This window comes from Streptomyces sp. TLI_105 (assembly GCF_900105415.1).
In the GTDB taxonomy this organism is placed as follows: Bacteria; Actinomycetota; Actinomycetes; order Streptomycetales; family Streptomycetaceae; genus Streptomyces.
Genome location: NZ_FNSM01000001.1, coordinates 2,308,753 through 2,327,500 on the forward strand (window position 1 = coordinate 2,308,753; position 18,748 = coordinate 2,327,500).

General features: G+C 69.8%; 9 protein-coding genes, 1 tRNA gene and 2 rRNA genes (1 of these 12 cut by a window edge). 1 reads left to right on the forward strand and 11 read right to left on the reverse strand.

Annotated features, from left to right (window positions below):
* Positions 1-304: 304 nt before the first annotated feature.
* The 8 genes from BLW86_RS10420 to BLW86_RS10455 all read right to left on the reverse strand — a co-directional run bounded on the left by BLW86_RS10420 (position 305) and on the right by BLW86_RS10455 (position 13,964).
* Positions 305-688: a helix-turn-helix domain-containing protein gene (locus tag BLW86_RS10420; protein ID WP_093873780.1), complete on the reverse strand. Its 384-nt coding sequence runs from the start codon at positions 686-688 to the stop codon at positions 305-307.
* A 109-nt stretch (positions 689-797) separates the two neighbouring features.
* The gene (locus BLW86_RS10425; RefSeq protein WP_093873781.1) at positions 798-1,319 is read right to left on the reverse strand and encodes a CinA family protein; all 522 of its coding nucleotides are present in this window, start codon (positions 1,317-1,319) and stop codon (positions 798-800) included.
* Entirely contained in the window at positions 1,316-1,990 is a 675-nt protein-coding gene (pgsA, locus tag BLW86_RS10430) for a CDP-diacylglycerol--glycerol-3-phosphate 3-phosphatidyltransferase (RefSeq protein ID WP_093873782.1), read from the reverse strand. The genes BLW86_RS10425 and pgsA overlap by 4 nt, the downstream gene beginning before the upstream one ends.
* Positions 1,987-3,480: a 30S ribosomal protein S12 methylthiotransferase RimO gene (gene rimO, locus BLW86_RS10435; RefSeq protein WP_093873783.1), complete on the reverse strand. Its 1,494-nt coding sequence runs from the start codon at positions 3,478-3,480 to the stop codon at positions 1,987-1,989. The genes pgsA and rimO overlap by 4 nt, the downstream gene beginning before the upstream one ends.
* A 78-nt stretch (positions 3,481-3,558) precedes the next feature.
* Entirely contained in the window at positions 3,559-4,386 is an 828-nt protein-coding gene (locus BLW86_RS10440; RefSeq protein ID WP_093873784.1) for a helix-turn-helix domain-containing protein, read from the reverse strand.
* Positions 4,387-4,669: 283 nt separating this feature from the next.
* Positions 4,670-7,450, reverse strand: a complete 2,781-nt coding sequence (locus tag BLW86_RS10445) for a DNA translocase FtsK (RefSeq protein WP_093873785.1) — start codon at positions 7,448-7,450, stop codon at positions 4,670-4,672.
* 138 nt (positions 7,451-7,588) lie between these two features.
* The gene (locus BLW86_RS10450; RefSeq protein WP_093873786.1) at positions 7,589-8,263 is read right to left on the reverse strand and encodes a response regulator; all 675 of its coding nucleotides are present in this window, start codon (positions 8,261-8,263) and stop codon (positions 7,589-7,591) included.
* A 304-nt stretch (positions 8,264-8,567) separates the two neighbouring features.
* Positions 8,568-13,964, reverse strand: coding sequence for a HAMP domain-containing protein (locus BLW86_RS10455; RefSeq protein ID WP_093873787.1), 5,397 nt, complete (start codon positions 13,962-13,964; stop codon positions 8,568-8,570).
* Positions 13,965-14,317: 353 nt separating this feature from the next.
* Here BLW86_RS10455 and BLW86_RS10460 point away from each other — a divergent pair, with 353 nt between their 5' ends.
* Positions 14,318-16,963: a SpoIIE family protein phosphatase gene (locus tag BLW86_RS10460; protein WP_093873788.1), complete on the forward strand. Its 2,646-nt coding sequence runs from the start codon at positions 14,318-14,320 to the stop codon at positions 16,961-16,963.
* 96 nt (positions 16,964-17,059) lie between these two features.
* On the opposite strand, the gene BLW86_RS10465 is transcribed toward BLW86_RS10460, so the two are convergent.
* From BLW86_RS10465 to BLW86_RS10475, 3 genes are all read right to left on the reverse strand, one after another.
* Positions 17,060-17,132: transfer RNA gene (locus BLW86_RS10465), tRNA-Thr, on the reverse strand.
* Positions 17,133-17,136: 4 nt separating this feature from the next.
* Positions 17,137-17,253 (reverse strand): 5S ribosomal RNA (rrf, locus tag BLW86_RS10470).
* A gap of 82 nt (positions 17,254-17,335) precedes the next feature.
* Positions 17,336-18,748, reverse strand: a 23S ribosomal RNA gene (locus BLW86_RS10475) (it continues 1,709 nt past the right edge of the window).

Below are 18,748 nucleotides of genomic sequence, written 5' to 3' on the forward strand. Positions count from 1 at the left end.
GCAAGGCCGCACGCGAGCAGAGCGAGCGTCACCAGCGGAACCCGTCGCCGTACCATGGCCGCCTCCTGCGGTCGACGCTAGACCGGCAGGATCCCCCTGCGGGAGGGCGCACCGGTGGCAGACCCGGCGCACACGGCCCAGTCGGACGTCCTTCCCACCATGGCACGCCACCCCGGAACCCGGCATCTCAGGGAAACCGCCCCGAACTCCCTCACAACAAGACCGGAAATGAGCCGGAAACAGGAAAAGCCCCGGTCAGCGCTCTGTGAACAGAGCACCGACCGGAGCTTCGCCCCACTTCGGTTCAGGCAGCGACGACGTCCACCGCTTCCGCGGGCGCCTTGATGGTCACCCGCTCGGTGGGCACACCGGCCACCGACGTCACCGACACCGAATTGAGCATCGGACGTACCGGTGTCGGCACCGGTTCGCTCGACGCTGCCGACTCGGCCAGTTCGGCCAGCGACAGCTCGTCGCTCACTTCGCGCATGAGCTCGGACATCCGTACGTCCAACGCGTCGCAGATCGCGGAGAGCAGTTCGGAGGAAGCCTCCTTCTGCCCCCGCTCCACCTCGGAGAGATAGCCGAGCGAGACTCGGGCGGACGAGGAGACTTCGCGCAGAGTACGGCCCTGGCGCTGGCGCTGCCGACGCAGCACGTCACCCAGCAGGCGACGGAGCAGAATCATCGGTGGCTCCCTCCTCGGACCGCGTAGCCGCATCCTTCACGCCCCACCGTACCGCCTCGCGCTGCGGCCGTGCGGGGAGCGATGTCGTGTTCACTCAGGGCTGCAAACATCAATTCCCCCCGTTGTGTTCCGTATCCTGTGCCCGCGCATTTCCCGAGAGTTCCTCACGGAGCAGTTCCAGCACGCTCCGTACGCTCTCTCTACGGATTTCCTCACGGTCGCCGTTCAACCTCAACGACACCACTTTCCCGGCGCGGGCGCTCGTCGCGGCCGGTCCCGCGACGGCCACGTAGACCGTTCCGACGGGCTGTCCGTCCTGCTCGGCGGGCCCCGCCACCCCGGTCGTCGAGATGCCCCAGTCGGCGCCGAGCCGGTCCCGCACACCGGCCGCCATCTGCAGCGCGACCTCGGGATCCACCGCTCCGCGGTCCGCCAGCAGGGTCTCGTCGACGTCCAGGAGCTCGTGCTTGAGGGCCGTGGCGTAGGCGACGACCGACCCCAGGAAGGACACCGAGGAGCCGGGCGCCCCGGTGAGCGCGGCGGCCACGAGACCGCCCGTGAGCGACTCCGCGGCGGCCACCGTCTGCTCACGCTCCGCGAGCAGCTCCAGCACCCGGGCGGCCTCGCTCATCGCGCCGCCGTCTCCGACCGCGCGGCGGCCCGCTCCGCCGCGAGTCCCTTGCGCCGCAGGACGACCGCCTGGCGTACGTAGTCCAGACCGGTGACGACCGTCAGCACGACGGCCAGCGCCATCACCCAGAAGCGGAGGGTGGCCAGCGGCCCGGTGAGCATGAGGACGTACATGCCGACGGCGGTGCCCTGGGCGAGCGTCTTCATCTTGCCGCCGCGGCTGGCGGGGATGACCCCGTGCCGGATGACCCAGAACCGCATCAGGGTGATGCCGAGCTCACGGGCCAGGATGACCGAGGTCACCCACCAGGGAAGGTCCCCGAGCGCGGAGAGCGAGACGAGTCCGGCGGCCATGATCGCCTTGTCGGCGATGGGGTCGGCGATCTTCCCGAAGTCGGTGACCAGGTTGTACGTACGGGCGAGGTGCCCGTCGAAGACGTCCGTGATCATGGCCACCGCGAACGCCGCCCACGCCCAGGCCCGCCAGACGGGGTCGTGCCCGCCGTCCTGGAGCAGCAGCACCACGAAGCCCGGTACGAGGACGAGCCGGATCATGGTGAGGATGTTCGCGATGTTCCACAGGCTGGCCTGGTTGACAGCCGCCGCGCCCAGCTTGCCGCGGGGCGCCGGCCTACCGGTCCCGCCCGTCGCGGATGCCGGGACTCCGGTCATCTGCCCGCCTCCTCGAAAAGACACTCGGCCACCAGGTCGACGCCCTCCGTGCCGACGACCTTCGCACTGACCATACGGCCCGGGGCCAGGTCGGGGCTCGTACCGTCGGCCGTGGTGAGGACCACCTGCCCGTCGGTCTCGGGCGCCTGGTGGGCGGCGCGGCCGATCCAGCCGTCCTCCTCGTCGAAGGACTCGACGAGTACTTCCAGGGTCTCTCCGAGGCGCTCCTCCGCGCGCTGCGCGGTGAGCTCCTCTGCGAGCCGGGAGAGGTGGGCGAGCCGCTCGTCGACGACGTCCTGGTCCAGCTTGTGCTCGTACGTGGCGGCCTCGGTGCCGTCCTCGTCGGAGTAGCCGAAGACGCCGATGGCGTCGAGGCGCGCGTGGGTGACGAAGCGTTCCAGCTCGGCGAAGTCCGCCTCGGTCTCGCCGGGGAAGCCGACGATGAAGTTGGACCGGGCACCGGCGGTGGGAGCCTTGGAGCGGATGGTCTCCAGGAGCTCCAGGAAGCGGTCGGTGTCGCCGAAGCGGCGCATGGCCCGCAGCACGTCCGGGGCGCTGTGCTGGAAGGACAGGTCGAAGTAGGGCACGACCTTCTCGGTCGACGTGAGGACGTCGATCAGGCCCGGGCGCATCTCGGCGGGCTGGAGGTAGCTCACGCGGACGCGCTCGATGCCGTCCACCGAGGCCAGCTCGGGCAGCAGGCTCTCCAGGAGCCGGATGTCGCCGAGGTCCTTGCCGTAGGAGGTGTTGTTCTCGGAGACCAGCATGACCTCCTTGACGCCCTGCTCGGCGAGCCAGCGCGTCTCGTTCAGCACGTCCGAGGGGCGGCGCGAGACGAAGGAGCCGCGGAAGGAGGGGATGGCGCAGAAGGAGCAGCGGCGGTCGCAGCCGGAGGCCAGCTTCACGGAGGCGACGGGGCTGGTGTCCAGACGGCGGCGGAGGGGGGCGCGCGGGCCGGAGGCGGGCGCGATCCCCTCGGGCAGGTCGGCCGGGGCCTCGGCGGGCGCCTCGGTGGCGTCGCCGTGTCCCGGCAGGGCCACGGCCGCGGCGGCCTCCTGGCGCTCCACGGGGGACAGCGGCAGCAGCTTGCGCCGGTCGCGCGGGGTGTGGGCCTCGACGCTGCCACCGCTGAGGATGGTCTGGAGGCGGTTGGAGATGTCGGCGTAGTCGTCGAAGCCGAGGACGCCGTCGGCCTCCGGGAGGGCCTCGGCGAGCTCCTTGCCGTAGCGCTCGGCCATGCAGCCGACGGCGACGACGGCCTGGGTCCTGCCGTGGTCCTTCAGATCATTGGCTTCGAGGAGGGCGTCGACGGAGTCCTTCTTGGCGGCCTCGACGAATCCGCAGGTGTTGACGACGGCGACGTCCGCTTCCTCGGCGTTCTCGACGAGCTCCCAGCCGTCCGCTGCCAAGCGGCCTGCGAGCTCCTCCGAGTCCACCTCGTTACGGGCGCAGCCAAGAGTGACAAGGGCGACGGTGCGGCGTTCGGGCATGGACTCAAGACTACTTCGTCCCGGCCGTTCCCCCGTCGCGCAGGGTTCACCTGCGCGACAGAGGTCACATCACGGGGCTCAGCCGGCCTCGGGGTCGCCCTTGGTGTAGCTGAGCCGCTCGACCTGGCCGGATTCGAACTTGTCGGCGAGCTTCTTGCCGTTCACGTAGAGCTCGATCGCGCCGGCGTTGCCGAGGACCAGGTCCACGCGCTCGTCGTCCTGGAAGGTCTTGGACTCGCCCTTGAGGAGGAGACCGTCGAAGAGGAGCTTGCCGTCGTGCGCCTTGGCCGAGATCCAGCTCTTGTCGTCGATCGCGGAGAGCTTGACCGTGACCTTGTCCTGCGGGACCGCGGCGATCGCGCTCTCGGTGGGCTTGGGCGCGGCGGGCTTGACCGGCTTCGGCTTGGTCGCGGAGGTGGCCTTCTCCGGGGCGGGGGCCGGGCCGCCGTCGGCCACGGTGGTGCCGTTCGAGGTCTCGTTGCCGTTGAACATCGTGAAGCCGACGAATCCGACGACGGCGACGATGGCCGCGACCATCGCGGCGGTCCAGTTGGGCCGCCGCGGCTCGGGGCGGATACGTTCCGCCTCGAAGAGCGGGGCGGCGGGAGTGGGCGCGGGACGGCCGCCGTGCTCGGCGTCGTACTGCTCGATCAGCGGAGCCGGATCGAGGGCGACGGCGCGCGCGAGGGTACGGATGTGGCCGCGGGCGTAGACGTCGCCGCCACAGCGCGAGAAGTCGTCCTCCTCGATCGCGTGCACGATCGGGATCCGGACACGGGTGGAGGCACTGACCTCTTCGACGGTGAGACCGGCGGCGATTCGGGCCTGCTGGAGAGCGCGACCGATCGAGTCCCGGTCGTCTGCCGGGAAGGTCCGGTCGTCTTCGGGGGAGTTGCCGATGGACACGAGAGCGCCTTTCGAGCGTGTAGCCACCTGCTGGACGTTCAGTCTATGGGTGGTACGAAAGGGTGGGGCAACCGGGCGGGTGCTGTTTGTACGCCATGAGGCTGGGACATCCTGCTGTCCCTTCCTCCAACTTGACGTACGGCCAGGGGAAACGGTTGCCCTCCGTTCCCTTACGAGTGAGTCTCGGGCTGATCTCGATCGGGTACCCGGCCCCGGAGGAGGCACACTCGCGGGGCCCGTCCGGCGGACCGGACGCCGCGGGCCCCGGTCCGCCGGACGGGTCCTACTCCCCCGACTCCCCGCGGATCACGGCGAGGACCCCGTCCAGCTCGTCCGGCTTGACGAGCACGTCGCGCGCCTTCGACCCCTCGCTCGGTCCGACGATGTTCCGCGACTCCATCAGGTCCATCAGCCGGCCGGCCTTCGCGAAGCCCACGCGCAGCTTCCGCTGGAGCATCGAGGTGGAGCCGAACTGCGTCGAGACGACCAGCTCGGCCGCCTGGCACAGCAGGTCGAGGTCGTCGCCGATGTCCTCGTCGATCTCCTTCTTCTGCTTGGTGCCGACGGTGACGTCGTCCCGGAAGACGGGCGTCATCTGGTCCTTGCAGTGCTGCACGACGGCCGCGACCTCGGCCTCGGTGACGAACGCGCCCTGCATGCGGACGGGCTTGTTGGCACCCATCGGCAGGAAGAGGCCGTCGCCCTTGCCGATCAGCTTCTCGGCGCCGGGCTGGTCCAGGATGACCCGGCTGTCGGCGAGCGAGGAGGTGGCGAACGCGAGCCGCGAGGGCACGTTCGCCTTGATCAGACCGGTGACGACGTCCACGGACGGCCGCTGGGTGGCGAGCACCAGGTGGATGCCGGCGGCGCGCGCCAGCTGGGTGATGCGGACGATCGAGTCCTCGACGTCGCGCGGCGCGACCATCATCAGGTCGGCCAGCTCGTCGACGATCACCAGGAGGTACGGGTACGGGTTGAGCTCGCGCTCGCTGCCCTCGGGCAGCTTGATCTTGCCGTCCCGGATGGCCTGGTTGAAGTCGTCGATGTGCCGGTAGCCGAAGGCGGCCAGGTCGTCGTAGCGCAGGTCCATCTCGCGCACCACCCACTGGAGGGCCTCGGCGGCCTTCTTGGGGTTGGTGATGATCGGGGTGATCAGGTGCGGGATGCCCTCGTAGGCGGTGAGCTCGACCCGCTTGGGGTCGACCAGCACCATCCGGACGTCCTCCGGGGTCGCTCTTATCATGACCGACGTGATCAGGCAGTTGATGCACGAGGACTTTCCGGAGCCCGTGGCGCCGGCGACCAGGACGTGCGGCATCTTCGCCAGGTTGGCCATCACGTAGCCGCCCTCGACGTCCTTGCCGAGCGCGACGAGCATCGGGTGCTCGTCCCCGGCCGCGTCCGCGAGCCGCAGCACGTCCCCGAGGTTGACCATCTCGCGGTCGCTGTTCGGGATCTCGATGCCGACCGCGGACTTCCCGGGGATCGGGCTGATGATCCGTACGTCGGGCGAGGCCACGGCGTAGGCGATGTTCTTGGTCAGGGCCGTGATCTTCTCGACCTTCACGGCCGGGCCGAGCTCCACCTCGTACCGCGTGACCGTCGGACCGCGCGTGAAGCCGGTGACGGCCGCGTCGACCTTGAACTCGACGAAGACGTTGGAGAGCGCGTCGACGACCGCGTCGTTGGCGGCGCTGCGGGTCTTGCCGGGACCGCCACGCTCCAGCAGGTCGAGCGAGGGCAGGGAGTACGTGATGTCGCCCGCGAGCTGGAGCTGCTCGGCCCGGGGCGGCAGGTCGGCCGGCTCGGGCGCCGGCTTCGTCAGGTCGGGTACGCCTCCGCCGGGGCGGTCTCCCCCGCGGGCCGGCGGTACGGGCGCGGCCTTCTCGGCGGCTTCCGTGGCCGGGGCCGCGGAGGCGGCCAGGGCGGCGTTCCGCTCGGCGGTGACGTCCTTGGTCAGGTCGGCGACGATCGGCGAGGGCGGCATGCCGTTCAGCACGGCGCCGTCGAGCGCCGCGGCGGCCGCCGCGGCGACGTCCACCGGGTCCAGGCCGGAGCTCCGGCGGGTCGGACGGCCGCGCCGCTCCGGCGTCTCCGTCTCGGCCCGGTCGACGTCGTACGGCTCCGCGGGTCCGACCGGGCGGCGCCGGGCGGGTCGCGCGGGTCGCCACTCCTCGTCGTACGCCTCGTGGTCCGGGCGTTCCCCGTACTCCTCGGCCTCCGCCGGGTCGTACGGGAGCTCGACGACGCCCAGCCTGGCGCCGAGCGCGCGCAGCCGCTGCGGGATCGCGTTGACCGGGGTGGCGGTGACCACGAGCAGCCCGAAGACGGTGAGCAGCACCAGCATCGGTACGGCGAGGACCTCGCCCATCATGAAGACGAGGGGCTGGGACGCGGCCCAGCCGATGAGCCCGCCGGCGTCCTGCATGGCCGCGCTGCCGTCGCCGCGCCCCGGTGAACCGCAGGCGATGTGCACCTGTCCGAGGATGCCGATGACGAGTGCGGAGAGGCCGATGCTGATCCGGCCGTTGGCCTCGGGCTTCTCCGGATACAGGATGAGCCGGATGCCGATCGCCCCGAGGAGCAGCGGCACGAGCAGGTCGAGCCGGCCGAAGGATCCGGTCACGAGCATCTCGACGAGGTCGCCGACCGGGCCGCGCAGGTTGGACCAGGTGCCGGCGGCGACGATCAGCGCGAGGGCGAGGAGGAGCAGCGCGAGCCCGTCCTTGCGGTGTGCGGGGTCGAGCCCCTTGGCGCCGCGTCCTATGCTCCGGAACATCGCCCCGATGCCGTGGGCGAGGCCGAGCCAGGCGCCGCGCGCGAGCCGGTAGACGCCCCCGGTCGGGGACGGGGCGGGGCGCGGGGCGGCCTTCTTCGCGGCGGTCTTCCGCGCGGGCGCGCGCTTGGCGGGCGCTGCCTTCTTGGCCGGCGCCTTCTTCGCGGGCGGTTTGGCGGGGGACTTCGCGGGCGCCGCTTTCTTCGCGGCACCCGTCGTCCGGCCGGCGCGCGGTTTCGCGGTGCCCGCCGTGCCCTGGGAACCCTTGCCGGACGTACGTGAAGCCATGATGCCGAGGTTACCGGTGTGAGGAGGGGTGTGGGGAGCGCCTGTCCGCCTCACCCGTTCGTGTCGTCCGTGCCGCAGCGCGGTGCTGACGCCGCATCACGGTGGCCCCCGCCGGACGGGACGACAGGTGACGGAGCGTCAGCTCTGGGCGGGCAGGGTCGGCGCGGCGCCCGTACCCGGCTCCAGCGCGTCCAGGGCCCGGCGCAGCCCGGTGAGCTTGCGCTCCAGGTGCGCGGCGGTGGCGACGGCCGCCGCGTCGGCGGAGTCGTCGTCGAGCTGCTTCGACAGGGCCTCGGCCTGCTCCTCGACGGCCGCGAGCCGGGCGGAGAGCTCGGCGAGCAGCCCGGCGGACTCCTTGCCGTGACCGCCCTCTCCGCCGCCCTCCAACTGCAGCCGCAGCAGGGCGGCCTGCTCGCGCAGCTTGCAGTTCTTCATGTAGAGCTCGACGAAGACGGAGACCTTGGCGCGCAGCACCCACGGGTCGAAGGGCTTGGAGATGTAGTCGACCGCCCCGGCCGCGTACCCCCGGAAGGTGTGGTGGGGGCCGTGGTTGATGGCGGTGAGGAAGATGATCGGGATGTCCCGGGTCCGCTCGCGCCGCTTGATGTGGGCGGCGGTCTCGAAACCGTCCATTCCCGGCATCTGGACGTCGAGCAGGATGACCGCGAAGTCGTCCGTCAACAGCGCCTTGAGCGCTTCCTCCCCGGACGATGCCCGCACCAGCGTCTGATCGAGCGCGGAGAGAATGGCCTCCAGCGCCAGCAGATTCTCCGGCCGGTCATCGACCAGGAGGATCTTGGCCTTCTGCACCATGCCCCGTCCTCCTCGTCCCGGCAACGGCTCTCCCCGGACCCCCGAACCGAGGGAAGCACCGGGCGTCGCCCCAGAAGACGACTCCCTAGCGCCGTCCGTCCTTGTGCCGGTCATCGTAGCCGCACCCCGCCCGTCGCCACACCCTGTCACCGCGATGTCACTGTGCACGTAGCAGAAACGCGGTGGGAGACCAGAAGGTTCCCCGTATCCCGCCCTCTCACACGCCCCTGGCGACAGTCTGCCGGCGCGCCCCGGCGGAGCCCGGGGATCCGCGCCGGGCGCGGCGCGGATCCCCGGTGCGGAGTCACTCGCCCCGCATCCACTGCTCCATGACCGACAGCAGGTGATCGGGGTCGACCGGCTTCGTCACGTAGTCCGAGGCGCCGGACTCGATCGCCTTCTCCCGGTCGCCCTTCATCGCCTTCGCCGTCAGCGCGATGATCGGCAGTCCCGCGAACTGCGGCATGCGCCGGATCGCGGTCGTCGTGGCGTACCCGTCCATCTCCGGCATCATGATGTCCATCAGCACGACCGTGACGTCGTCGTGCTGCTCCAGGACCTCGATGCCCTCCCGCCCGTTCTCGGCGTAGAGCACCGCGAGGCCGTGCTGCTCCAGGACGCTGGTGAGGGCGAAGACGTTGCGGATGTCGTCGTCGACGATCAGCACCTTCTCGCCGGAGAAGTTGAACGTACGGCGCGGCTCGGCCTCCGGCTCCTCCCGGTCCGCCTCGCTCTGCTGCCCGGACTGCCCGGGAACCGCGCTCCGCACCCCGGTCGCCTCCGCCGCGGCCTTCCGCCGGTGCCGGAACAGCGCCCCGGCCCCGGACCGCGCCTCCGTCCGTACGGGCGTCGGCGGGAAGTGCGGGAACGGGTGGACGGCCCCGGCCGTCCCCTCCTCGGCCTCCTGCTGCGGATCGTCGGCGTCCTGCGCGCCCTGCCCGTAGCCGCTCGACGGCAGCTCCGTCGGGCTCAGCGGCAGGTAGAGCGTGAACGTCGAACCGCGGCCGGGCTCGCTCGCCGCGAAGATCTCGCCGCCGAGCAGCCGCGCGATCTCCCGGCTGATCGAGAGCCCGAGACCCGTACCGCCGTACTTCCGGCTGGTCGTGCCGTCGGCCTGCTTGAACGCCTCGAAGATGACCCGCATCTTGCTCGCCGCGATCCCGATCCCGGTGTCGGTGACCGAGAAGGCGATCAGGTCGGCCTCCGGATCGCGCAGCGAGCCGGCCTCCAGGAGCTGCTCGCGGATCGACTGCGGCACGTCCGCGCCGGCCGGCCGGATCACCAGCTCCACCGCGCCCGTGTCGGTGAACTTCACCGCGTTGGACAGCAGGTTGCGCAGGACCTGGAGCAGCCGCTGCTCGTCGGTGTGGAGCGTGGCCGGCAGCTCGGGCGAGACCCGCACCGAGAAGTCGAGTCCCTTCTCCGCCGTGAGCGGCCGGAACGTCGCCTCCACGTAGTCGACGAGCTGGACGAGCGCGATACGGGTCGGCGAGACGTCCATCTTGCCCGCCTCGACCTTCGACAGGTCGAGGATGTCGTTGATCAGCTGGAGCAGGTCCGAACCCGCGCCGTGGATGGTCTCCGCGAACTCGACCTGCTTCGGCGTCAGATTGGTCTCGGCGTTGTCCGCGAGCAACTTGGCCAGGATCAGCAGCGAGTTGAGCGGCGTGCGCAGCTCGTGCGACATGTTGGCGAGGAACTCCGACTTGTACCGCATGGAGACGGCGAGCTGCTCCGCCCGCTCCTCGAGGACCTGCCGGGCCTCCTCGATCTCGGTGTTCTTCACCTCGATGTCGCGGTTCTGCCGGGCGAGCAGCTCGGCCTTCTCCTCCAGCTCCAGGTTGGAGCCCTGGAGCTCCTTCTGCCGGTGCTCCAGCTCCGCCGACCGCTCCTTGAGCTGCTCGGTGAGCTTCTGCGACTGCTGGAGCAGCACCTCGGTCTTGGTGTTGACGCTGATGGTGTTGACCGTGGTCGCGATCAGCTCGGCGAGCTGGTTCAGGAAGTCCCGCTGGATCTGCGTGAACGGCTGGAAGGACGCCAGCTCGATCACGCCGAGGACCTTCCCCTCGAAGAGCACCGGCAGCACGATCACGTGCGCGGGCGCGGCCTCGCCGAGCCCCGACGAGATCTTCAGGTAGCCCGGCGGCACGTTGACCTGGATGGTCCGCTTCTCCTCCGCCGCCGTCCCGATGAGGGTCTCCCCGGGCCGGAACGAGGTCGGCATGGACCCGGCGGAGTATCCGTAGCTCCCGCGCATCCGCAGCTCGTACGCGCCGTCGCCCTCGCCCACGAGTTCGGCGTCGCTGTGCGCGGAGCCCGTCGGCATGGCCACGAAGAAGGCGCCGTGCTGGGCCGAGACCACCGGCGTCAGCTCGCTCATGATGAGCGAGGCCACGTCGTCCAGGTCCCGCCGGCCCTGCATGAGGCCGGAGATGCGGGCCAGGTTGCCCTTGAGCCAGTCCTGCTCCTCGTTGGCGAGGGTGGTGTCGCGCAGGTTGGCGATCATGGTGTTGATGTTCTCCTGGAGGGCCTGGATCTCGCCCGCCGCGTCGACACCGTCGATCTTGAGGTTGAGGTCGCCCCGGGTCACCGCCGTGGCGACGGCCGCGATCGCCCGCACCTGACGGGTCAGGTTCCCGGCCATCTCGTTCACGGACTCGGTCAGGTCCCGCCAGGTGCCGTCCACGTCACGGACCCGGGCCTGACCGCCCAGCTGCCCGTCCGTACCCACCTCGCGGGCGACCCGGGTGACCTCCTCGGCGAAGTTCGAGAGCTGGTCGACCATCGTGTTGATGGTGCTCTTCAGCTCCTGGATCTCACCGCGCGCGTCGATGTCGATCTTCTTGGTGAGGTCGCCCTTGGCGATGGCGGTGGTGACGGCGGCGATCTGGCGCACCTGACCGGTCAGGTTGTCGGCCATGCCGTTCACCGAGTCCGTCAGATCACGCCACGTGCCCGACACCCCGGGCACCCGCGCCTGACCGCCCAGGATGCCGTCCGTACCCACCTCGCGCGCGACGCGGGTCACCTCGTCGGCGAACGACGACAGCGTCGTCACCATCGTGTTGACGGTGTCGGCGAGCTCGGCGACCTCGCCTCGCGCCTCGACCGTGACCTTCTTCGTCAGATCGCCGTTGGCGACGGCCGCGGAGACCCGGGAGATGTTGCGCACCTGGCTGGTCAGATTGTTGGCCATCAGGTTCACGTTGTCGCTGAGGTCCTTCCAGATGCCGGTCACCCCGCGCACCCGGGCCTGGCCGCCGAGGATGCCCTCGGTGCCCACCTCACGGGCCACCCTCGTCACCTCGTCGGCGAAGTTCGACAGCTGGTCCACCATCGTGTTGACGGTCGTCACCAGCTCCAGGATCTCGCCCTTGGCGTCGACCGTGATCTTCTTCGACAGGTCGCCCATGGCGACCGCCGTGGTGACCTCGGCGATGTTCCGGACCTGGAAGGTCAGGTTGTTCGCCATCATGTTCACCGACTGGGTGAGGTCCTTCCAGGTGCCGGACACGCCCTGCACCTCGGCCTGACCGCCCAGGATGCCCTCGGTGCCCACCTCACGGGCCACCCTCGTCACCTGGTCCGCGAAGCTCGACAGCTGGTCCACCATCGTGTTGAGGGTGTTCTTCAGCTCCAGGATCTCGCCCCGCGCGTCCACGTCGATCTTCTGCGACAGGTCACCACGGGCCACGGCGGTCGCGACCTGCGCGATGTTGCGGACCTGGGTGGTGAGGTTGCCGGCCATGCCGTTCACCGAGTCCGTCAGATCACGCCACACACCGGCCACGCCCGGCACCTGCGCCTGACCGCCCAGCCGCCCGTCCGTGCCCACCTCACGGGCCACCCGGGTCACCTGGTCCGCGAAGGCGGACAGCTGGTCCACCATCGTGTTGATGGTGTTCTTCAGCTCCAGGATCTCGCCCCGCGCGTCCACGTCGATCTTCTGCGACAGGTCACCACGGGCCACGGCCGTCGTCACCTGCGCGATCTGCCGCACCTGCGAGGTCAGGTTGCCGGCCATGAAGTTCACGGAGTCCGTGAGCTCCCGCCAGCGCCCGGACACCCCGTCCACCCGCGCCTGACCGCCCAGTCGGCCCTCGGTGCCCACGTCCCGGGCCATCCGGGTCACCTGGTCCGCGAAGGACGACAGCTGCGACACCATCGTGTTGACGGTGTTCTTCAGCTCCAGCATCTCGCCGGCCACGTCCACCGTGACCTTCTGCGACAGATCGCCGTTGGCCACCGCCGTCGTCACCTGCGCGATGTCCCGCACCTGACCGGTCAGGTTGCGGAAGGCCGTGTTCACCGAGTCGGTGAGGTCCTTCCACGTCCCCGCCGCGCCCGGCACCTCGGCCTGGCCGCCGAGCAGACCCTCGACGCCGACCTCCCGGGCCACCCGGGTCACCTCGGAACCGAAGGCGGAGAGCTGGTCCACCATCGTGTTGACGGTGTTCTTCAGCTCCAGCATCTCGCCGGCCACGTCCACCGTGACCTTCTGCGACAGATCGCCGTTGGCCACCGCCGTCGTCACCTGCGCGATGTCCCGCACCTGCGTGGTGATGTTCCGGAAGACCGTGTTGACGGAGTCCGTGAGGTCCTTCCACGTCCCCGCGGCACCCGGCACCTGCGCCTGACCGCCCAGCAGACCCTGCGCGCCGACCTCGCCCGACACCCGGGTCACCTCGTCGGCGAACGTCCGCAGCGTCTCCGTCATCTGGTTGATGGTGTCGGCGAGTTGGGCGATCTCGCCGCGCGCGGAGACCCGCACCTTCTGCGACAGGTCACCATTGGCGACCGCCGTCGTCACCTCCGCGATCCCTCTCACCTGATTGGTGAGATTTCCCGCCATCGTGTTGACGGAGTCGGTGAGGTCCTTCCACACGCCGGCGACCCCGGCCACCTCGGCCTGACCGCCGAGCTCGCCCTCCGTACCCACCTCGCGCGCGACGCGGGTCACCTCGGAGGAGAACGACGACAGCTGGTCCACCATCCGGTTGACGGTGTTCTTCAGCTCCAGCATCTCGCCGGCCACGTTCGCCGTGACCTTCTGCGACAGATCGCCGTCCGCGACCGCCGTCGTCACGAGCGCGATGTCCCGCACCTGGGCCGTCAGCCGGTTCGCCATGGTGTTGACCGAGTCCGTGAGGTCCTTCCACGAACCGGACACCCCGCGCACCTGCGCCTGCCCGCCCAGCTTGCCGTCCGTACCCACCTCGACGGCGACCCGGGTCACCTCGGAGGCGAACACCGACAGCTGGTCCACCAGGTTGTTGGCGGTACGAGCGACCTTCAGGAACTCCCCGCGCAGCGGCCGCACGGTCCCGTCCGCACTCTCCGAACGCAGGTCCATCCGCTGGTCCAGATCGCCCTCGGCCACCGCCGACAGGACCCGCCCCACCTCGGACACCGGCCGGGCCAGATCGTCGACGAGCGCGTTCGCGGCCTCGATCGCCGCCGCCCACGCCCCCTCGCTGGCCCCCGCCTCCAGGCGCTCGGACAGCTTGCCCTCACGGCCGACCACCCGCCGGACCCGCGACAGCTCCCCCGTCACGTGCATCTGCCGGTCGGCGACCTCGTTGAACACGGCGGAGATCTCCGCCATGACCCCGTCGCCGGACACCGTCAGCCGCCTGCGGAAGTTCCCGTCCCGCATCGACACCAGGGCGGCCAGCAACCGCTCCAGCGCCGCCGCGTCCACCTGGACCGTCCCCCCACGGGAACGCCCGCCCCTCGCGCGCGTGCCACTGCCTCCGCCGCGCCGCGTCGCCGTGCCAGACTCCACCGTGTCCCTCCCGAAAGGGGTCGACCGTACCGCTCCGGCTCTCGCCGTCAGCCTGCCCAGTGTTTCACCGTGACCGAACCAGGCGATAACAGTTCGGCAGCTTCGTACAGCGTCCCTACCCTCTAGGGACGGAATCAACGGTGACCGGCATCCGCTCGGACAGCGAAGGTAAGTAACCTGGCATCCGGCTGTCCAGCCGCCCCGGTCCGCCCGGCGGGGGCGGTGTGGCGTGCGCACGACCACCGGGCAGCGGGAGGGACAGACCGAGCATGGCAGAGCCGGGCGTCGAGACGCGTACGAGGAGTGCTGTGATCACCGCGCGGGCGACTGCCACCTTCGAGCCCGTCGGGCGGTCCGTCGCGGCCGCCCGCGCCTTCGTCCGGGACACCCTCCAGGGCTGGGGACACCCCGAACTCGTCGACGACGCCGTCGTCCTCACCAGCGAGCTCGTCACCAACGCCGTCATCCACGCCGGCACCTCCGCCGAGGTCCTCTGCCTCCGCTCCGACGACAGCGTCCGCGTCGAGGTCGCCGACCGCTACCCCGAGCGCGAGATCCCCGTCCAGAGCGGCCGCTCCCTCGGCAGCCCGGACCGCGAGAACGGCCGCGGCCTGCTCCTCTGCGCCGCCCTCGCCCACCGCTGGGGCGTCGACTACTCCCCCACCCGCAAACACGTCTGGTTCCACCTCGACCTTCCCCAGCGCCCCGTCGGCACCCGCTCCGCCGGCCCCGTCCTGCCCAACGCCCTCCTCCCGGTCGCCGAGAGCCGCGTCCGCGTCGCGGTCGCCCAGATCGACCGCGGCGGCGCGATCACCGCCTGGAACGAGGACGCCGAGGAGCTCTTCGGCTACGAGGCCGAGCAGGTCACCGGCAAACCCCTCGGCGACCTCGCCGCCTGGCCCCACACCCCCGGCATCGGCACCGGCCTCGCCGAGGCCCTCCGCCTCTCCCGCTGGGAGGGCAGCTACGGCATCCGCTGCGCCGACGGCCGCGTGATCCCCGTCTACGCCTCGCACCTCCGGGTCCGCGACGCCCAGGGCGAGCCCTCCACCGTCTGCCTCCTCGTACGGGAGCACGAGCGCGCCGTCCTCCAGACCCCCCAGCGCCCCGCCGTCGATCCGGGCGCCGAGAGCCGCGCCGCCGACCCCTTCGAGGTCTTCATCGGCTCCCCGGCCCCCGACGACCTCGACGGCCTCCTCCAGCGCACGGTCGAGCGCGCCCGCGACATGCTCGACGGCGACGCCGCCTTCCTCCTGCTCGCCACCGACGACGAGACGGAACTGGAGGTACGGGCGACCACCGGCCTCCCGGCCGCCCGCCAGCGCTTCGCCCGCGTCCCCGTGGAGACCGGCGCCAGCCGTTACGGCTCCGCCCGCATGCCCGCCGTCCACGAGGACCTGGCCGCCGTCCCCGGCGCCGTCCCGCTCCTCGAAGGCACCGGCATGCGCTCGGTCGTCACCGTCCCGCTCAAGGTCGAGGGCCGGCTCACCGGCTCCCTCGGCGTGGCCGCCGAGGGTGCGAACCGCTACTCCAACGAGGAGGCGCTCCGCCTCCAGTTCGCCGCCGACCGCATCGCCCTGGCCGTCGAGTCCGCCCGACTCGGCGAGCTGGAGCGTCTGCGCCGCGGCTCCCTCAGCTTCCTCGTCGAGGCCTCCGACCTCCTGGCCGGCACCCTCGACCGCGACCAGACCCTGGCCCTCATGGCCCAGATGACGGTCCCCACCCTCGCCACCTGGTGCGCGGTCTACACGATCGCCGACCAGGCCTCCGACCCGTACCTCTCGTACGTGCTCCACGAGGACGAGGACCGCATCGACGGCCTCAAGGCCCTGCTCTCCTCCATCGCCCCGCCGGACCCGGTGCCGACCCCCGGCGCCCGCGTCTGGTCCGCCCCCGGCGAGGCCGCGCACCGCGCCGCGCTGACCGCCTCGGTCCGCGCCCTCGACCATCCCGCGAGCCCGCTCTCCTCCGGCATCGACAACACTCTCGCCACCGCGAGCGCGGTCGCCGGCGAGACGGTCGTCCTGCCGCTGGTCGCCCGCAACCGGGTCATCGGCATGCTGACCCTCGGCAGGCCCTCGGAGGACCACTTCCGCCAGGAGATCCTGGAGCTCGCCGAGGACCTCTCGCGCCGGGCCGCCCTGGCCCTGGACAACGCCCGCCTGTACTCGGAGCGCGTGGCGATCAGCCAGTCCCTCCAGCGCAGCCTGCTCCCGCCCGGCCTCCCCACGATCCCGGGCGTCGAGGTCGACGTCATCTACCGCGCGGCCGGCGAGGGCAACGAGGTCGGAGGCGACTTCTACGACCTCTTCCCCATCCGGGACGGCGCGTACGGATTCGCCATCGGCGACGTCTGCGGTACGGGCCCGGAGGCGGCCGCCGTCACCGGCCTGGCCCGCCACGCCCTGCGCCTCCTGGCCCGCGAGGGCTTCGGCGGCCCCGCCGTCCTGGAGCGGCTGAACGCGGCGATCCTCGACGAGGGCGCCCGCAGCCGCTTCCTGACGCTCCTCTACGGCGAGATGCGCCCGCAGGAGGACGGCTCGGCGATCCTCAAGGTCGTCTGCGCCGGCCACCCCCTCCCGCTGCGCCTCCGCCCGGACGGCACGGTCGAGCCCGCGGCCGAACCGCAGCCGCTCCTGGGCGTCATGGAGGACCTGGAGCTGTACGAGCAGACGGTCACGCTCGACCCGGGCGACGTCCTCCTCTGCGTCACGGACGGCGTGACGGAACGCCGCGAGGGCTCCCGGATGCTGGGCGACGACGGCCTGGCCGAGGTCCTGAAGACCTGCACGGGCCTGACGGCCGGCGCAGTCGCCTCCCGTGTCCTCCGCGCCGTCGAGCGCTTCGCCCAGGCCCCCGCCTCCGACGACATGGCCATCCTGGCGATGCGCCTGCACGAACCGCACGACAGCTGAGCCTCCGGCGATCCCCGAAAGGGGATCGCCAGCAGCACCACAACTCCCGGAAACGCAAGAAGGCCCCCGCCACAAGGCGGGGGCCTTCTTACTTTGAGCCCTTTAACGGAATCGAACCGTTGACCTTCTCCTTACCATGGAGACGCTCTACCGACTGAGCTAAAAGGGCAGGTGTTCGGCGGTGTCCTACTCTCCCACAGGGTCCCCCCTGCAGTACCATCGGCGCTGAAAGGCTTAGCTTCCGGGTTCGGAATGTAACCGGGCGTTTCCCTAACGCTATGACCACCGAAACTCTATGAAGTTCACGAACCGCCGCACCCCGCAGGGGGCGTGTTCGTTGCTTCAGAACTAACACAGTGGACGCGAGCAACTGAGGACAAGCCCTCGGCCTATTAGTACCGGTCAGCTCCACCCCTTACGGGGCTTCCACATCCGGCCTATCAACCCAGTCGTCTACTGGGAGCCTTACCCTCTCAAGGAGGTGGGAATACTCATCTCGAAGCAGGCTTCCCGCTTAGATGCTTTCAGCGGTTATCCCTCCCGAACGTAGCCAACCAGCCATGCCCTTGGCAGGACAACTGGCACACCAGAGGTTCGTCCGTCCCGGTCCTCTCGTACTAGGGACAGCCCTTCTCAATATTCCTACGCGCACAGCGGATAGGGACCGAACTGTCTCACGACGTTCTAAACCCAGCTCGCGTACCGCTTTAATGGGCGAACAGCCCAACCCTTGGGACCGACTCCAGCCCCAGGATGCGACGAGCCGACATCGAGGTGCCAAACCATCCCGTCGATATGGACTCTTGGGGAAGATCAGCCTGTTATCCCCGGGGTACCTTTTATCCGTTGAGCGACGGCGCTTCCACAAGCCACCGCCGGATCACTAGTCCCGACTTTCGTCCCTGCTCGACCCGTCGGTCTCACAGTCAAGCTCCCTTGTGCACTTACACTCAACACCTGATTGCCAACCAGGCTGAGGGAACCTTTGGGCGCCTCCGTTACCCTTTGGGAGGCAACCGCCCCAGTTAAACTACCCATCAGACACTGTCCCTGATCCGGATCACGGACCGAGGTTAGACATCCAGCACGACCAGAGTGGTATTTCAACGGCGACTCCACCATGACTGGCGTCACGGCTTCACAGTCTCCCACCTATCCTACACAAGCCGAACCGAACACCAATATCAAACTGTAGTAAAGGTCCCGGGGTCTTTCCGTCCTGCTGCGCGAAACGAGCATCTTTACTCGTAGTGCAATTTCACCGGGCCTATGGTTGAGACAGTCGAGAAGTCGTTACGCCATTCGTGCAGGTCGGAACTTACCCGACAAGGAATTTCGCTACCTTAGGATGGTTATAGTTACCACCGCCGTTTACTGGCGCTTAAGTTCTCAGCTTCGCCACACCGAAATGTGACTAACCGGTCCCCTTAACGTTCCAGCACCGGGCAGGCGTCAGTCCGTATACATCGCCTTACGGCTTCGCACGGACCTGTGTTTTTAGTAAACAGTCGCTTCTCGCTGGTCTCTGCGGCCACCCCCAGCTCACGGAGCAAGTCCGATCACCGGGCGTGGCCCCCCTTCTCCCGAAGTTACGGGGGCATTTTGCCGAGTTCCTTAACCATAGTTCACCCGAACGCCTCGGTATTCTCTACCTGACCACCTGAGTCGGTTTAGGGTACGGGCCGCCATGAAACTCGCTAGAGGCTTTTCTCGACAGCATAGGATCATCCACTTCACCACAATCGGCTCGGCATCAGGTCTCAGCCTTGGTGTGTGACGGATTTG

What these genes read in the sequence shown, in the direction of transcription:
- BLW86_RS10420 (WP_093873780.1), bottom strand. Translation starts at nt 688, where the DNA reads ATGATTCTGCTCCGTCGCCTGCTGGGTGACGTGCTGCGTCGGCAGCGC.
- BLW86_RS10450 (WP_093873786.1), bottom strand. Translation starts at nt 8,263, where the DNA reads ATGGTGCAGAAGGCCAAGATCCTCCTGGTCGATGACCGGCCGGAGAAT.
- BLW86_RS10460 (WP_093873788.1), top strand. Translation starts at nt 14,318, where the DNA reads ATGGCAGAGCCGGGCGTCGAGACGCGTACGAGGAGTGCTGTGATCACC.
- rimO (WP_093873783.1), bottom strand. Translation starts at nt 3,480, where the DNA reads ATGCCCGAACGCCGCACCGTCGCCCTTGTCACTCTTGGCTGCGCCCGT.
- BLW86_RS10425 (WP_093873781.1), bottom strand. Translation starts at nt 1,319, where the DNA reads ATGAGCGAGGCCGCCCGGGTGCTGGAGCTGCTCGCGGAGCGTGAGCAG.
- pgsA (WP_093873782.1), bottom strand. Translation starts at nt 1,990, where the DNA reads ATGACCGGAGTCCCGGCATCCGCGACGGGCGGGACCGGTAGGCCGGCG.
- BLW86_RS10445 (WP_093873785.1), bottom strand. Translation starts at nt 7,450, where the DNA reads ATGGCTTCACGTACGTCCGGCAAGGGTTCCCAGGGCACGGCGGGCACC.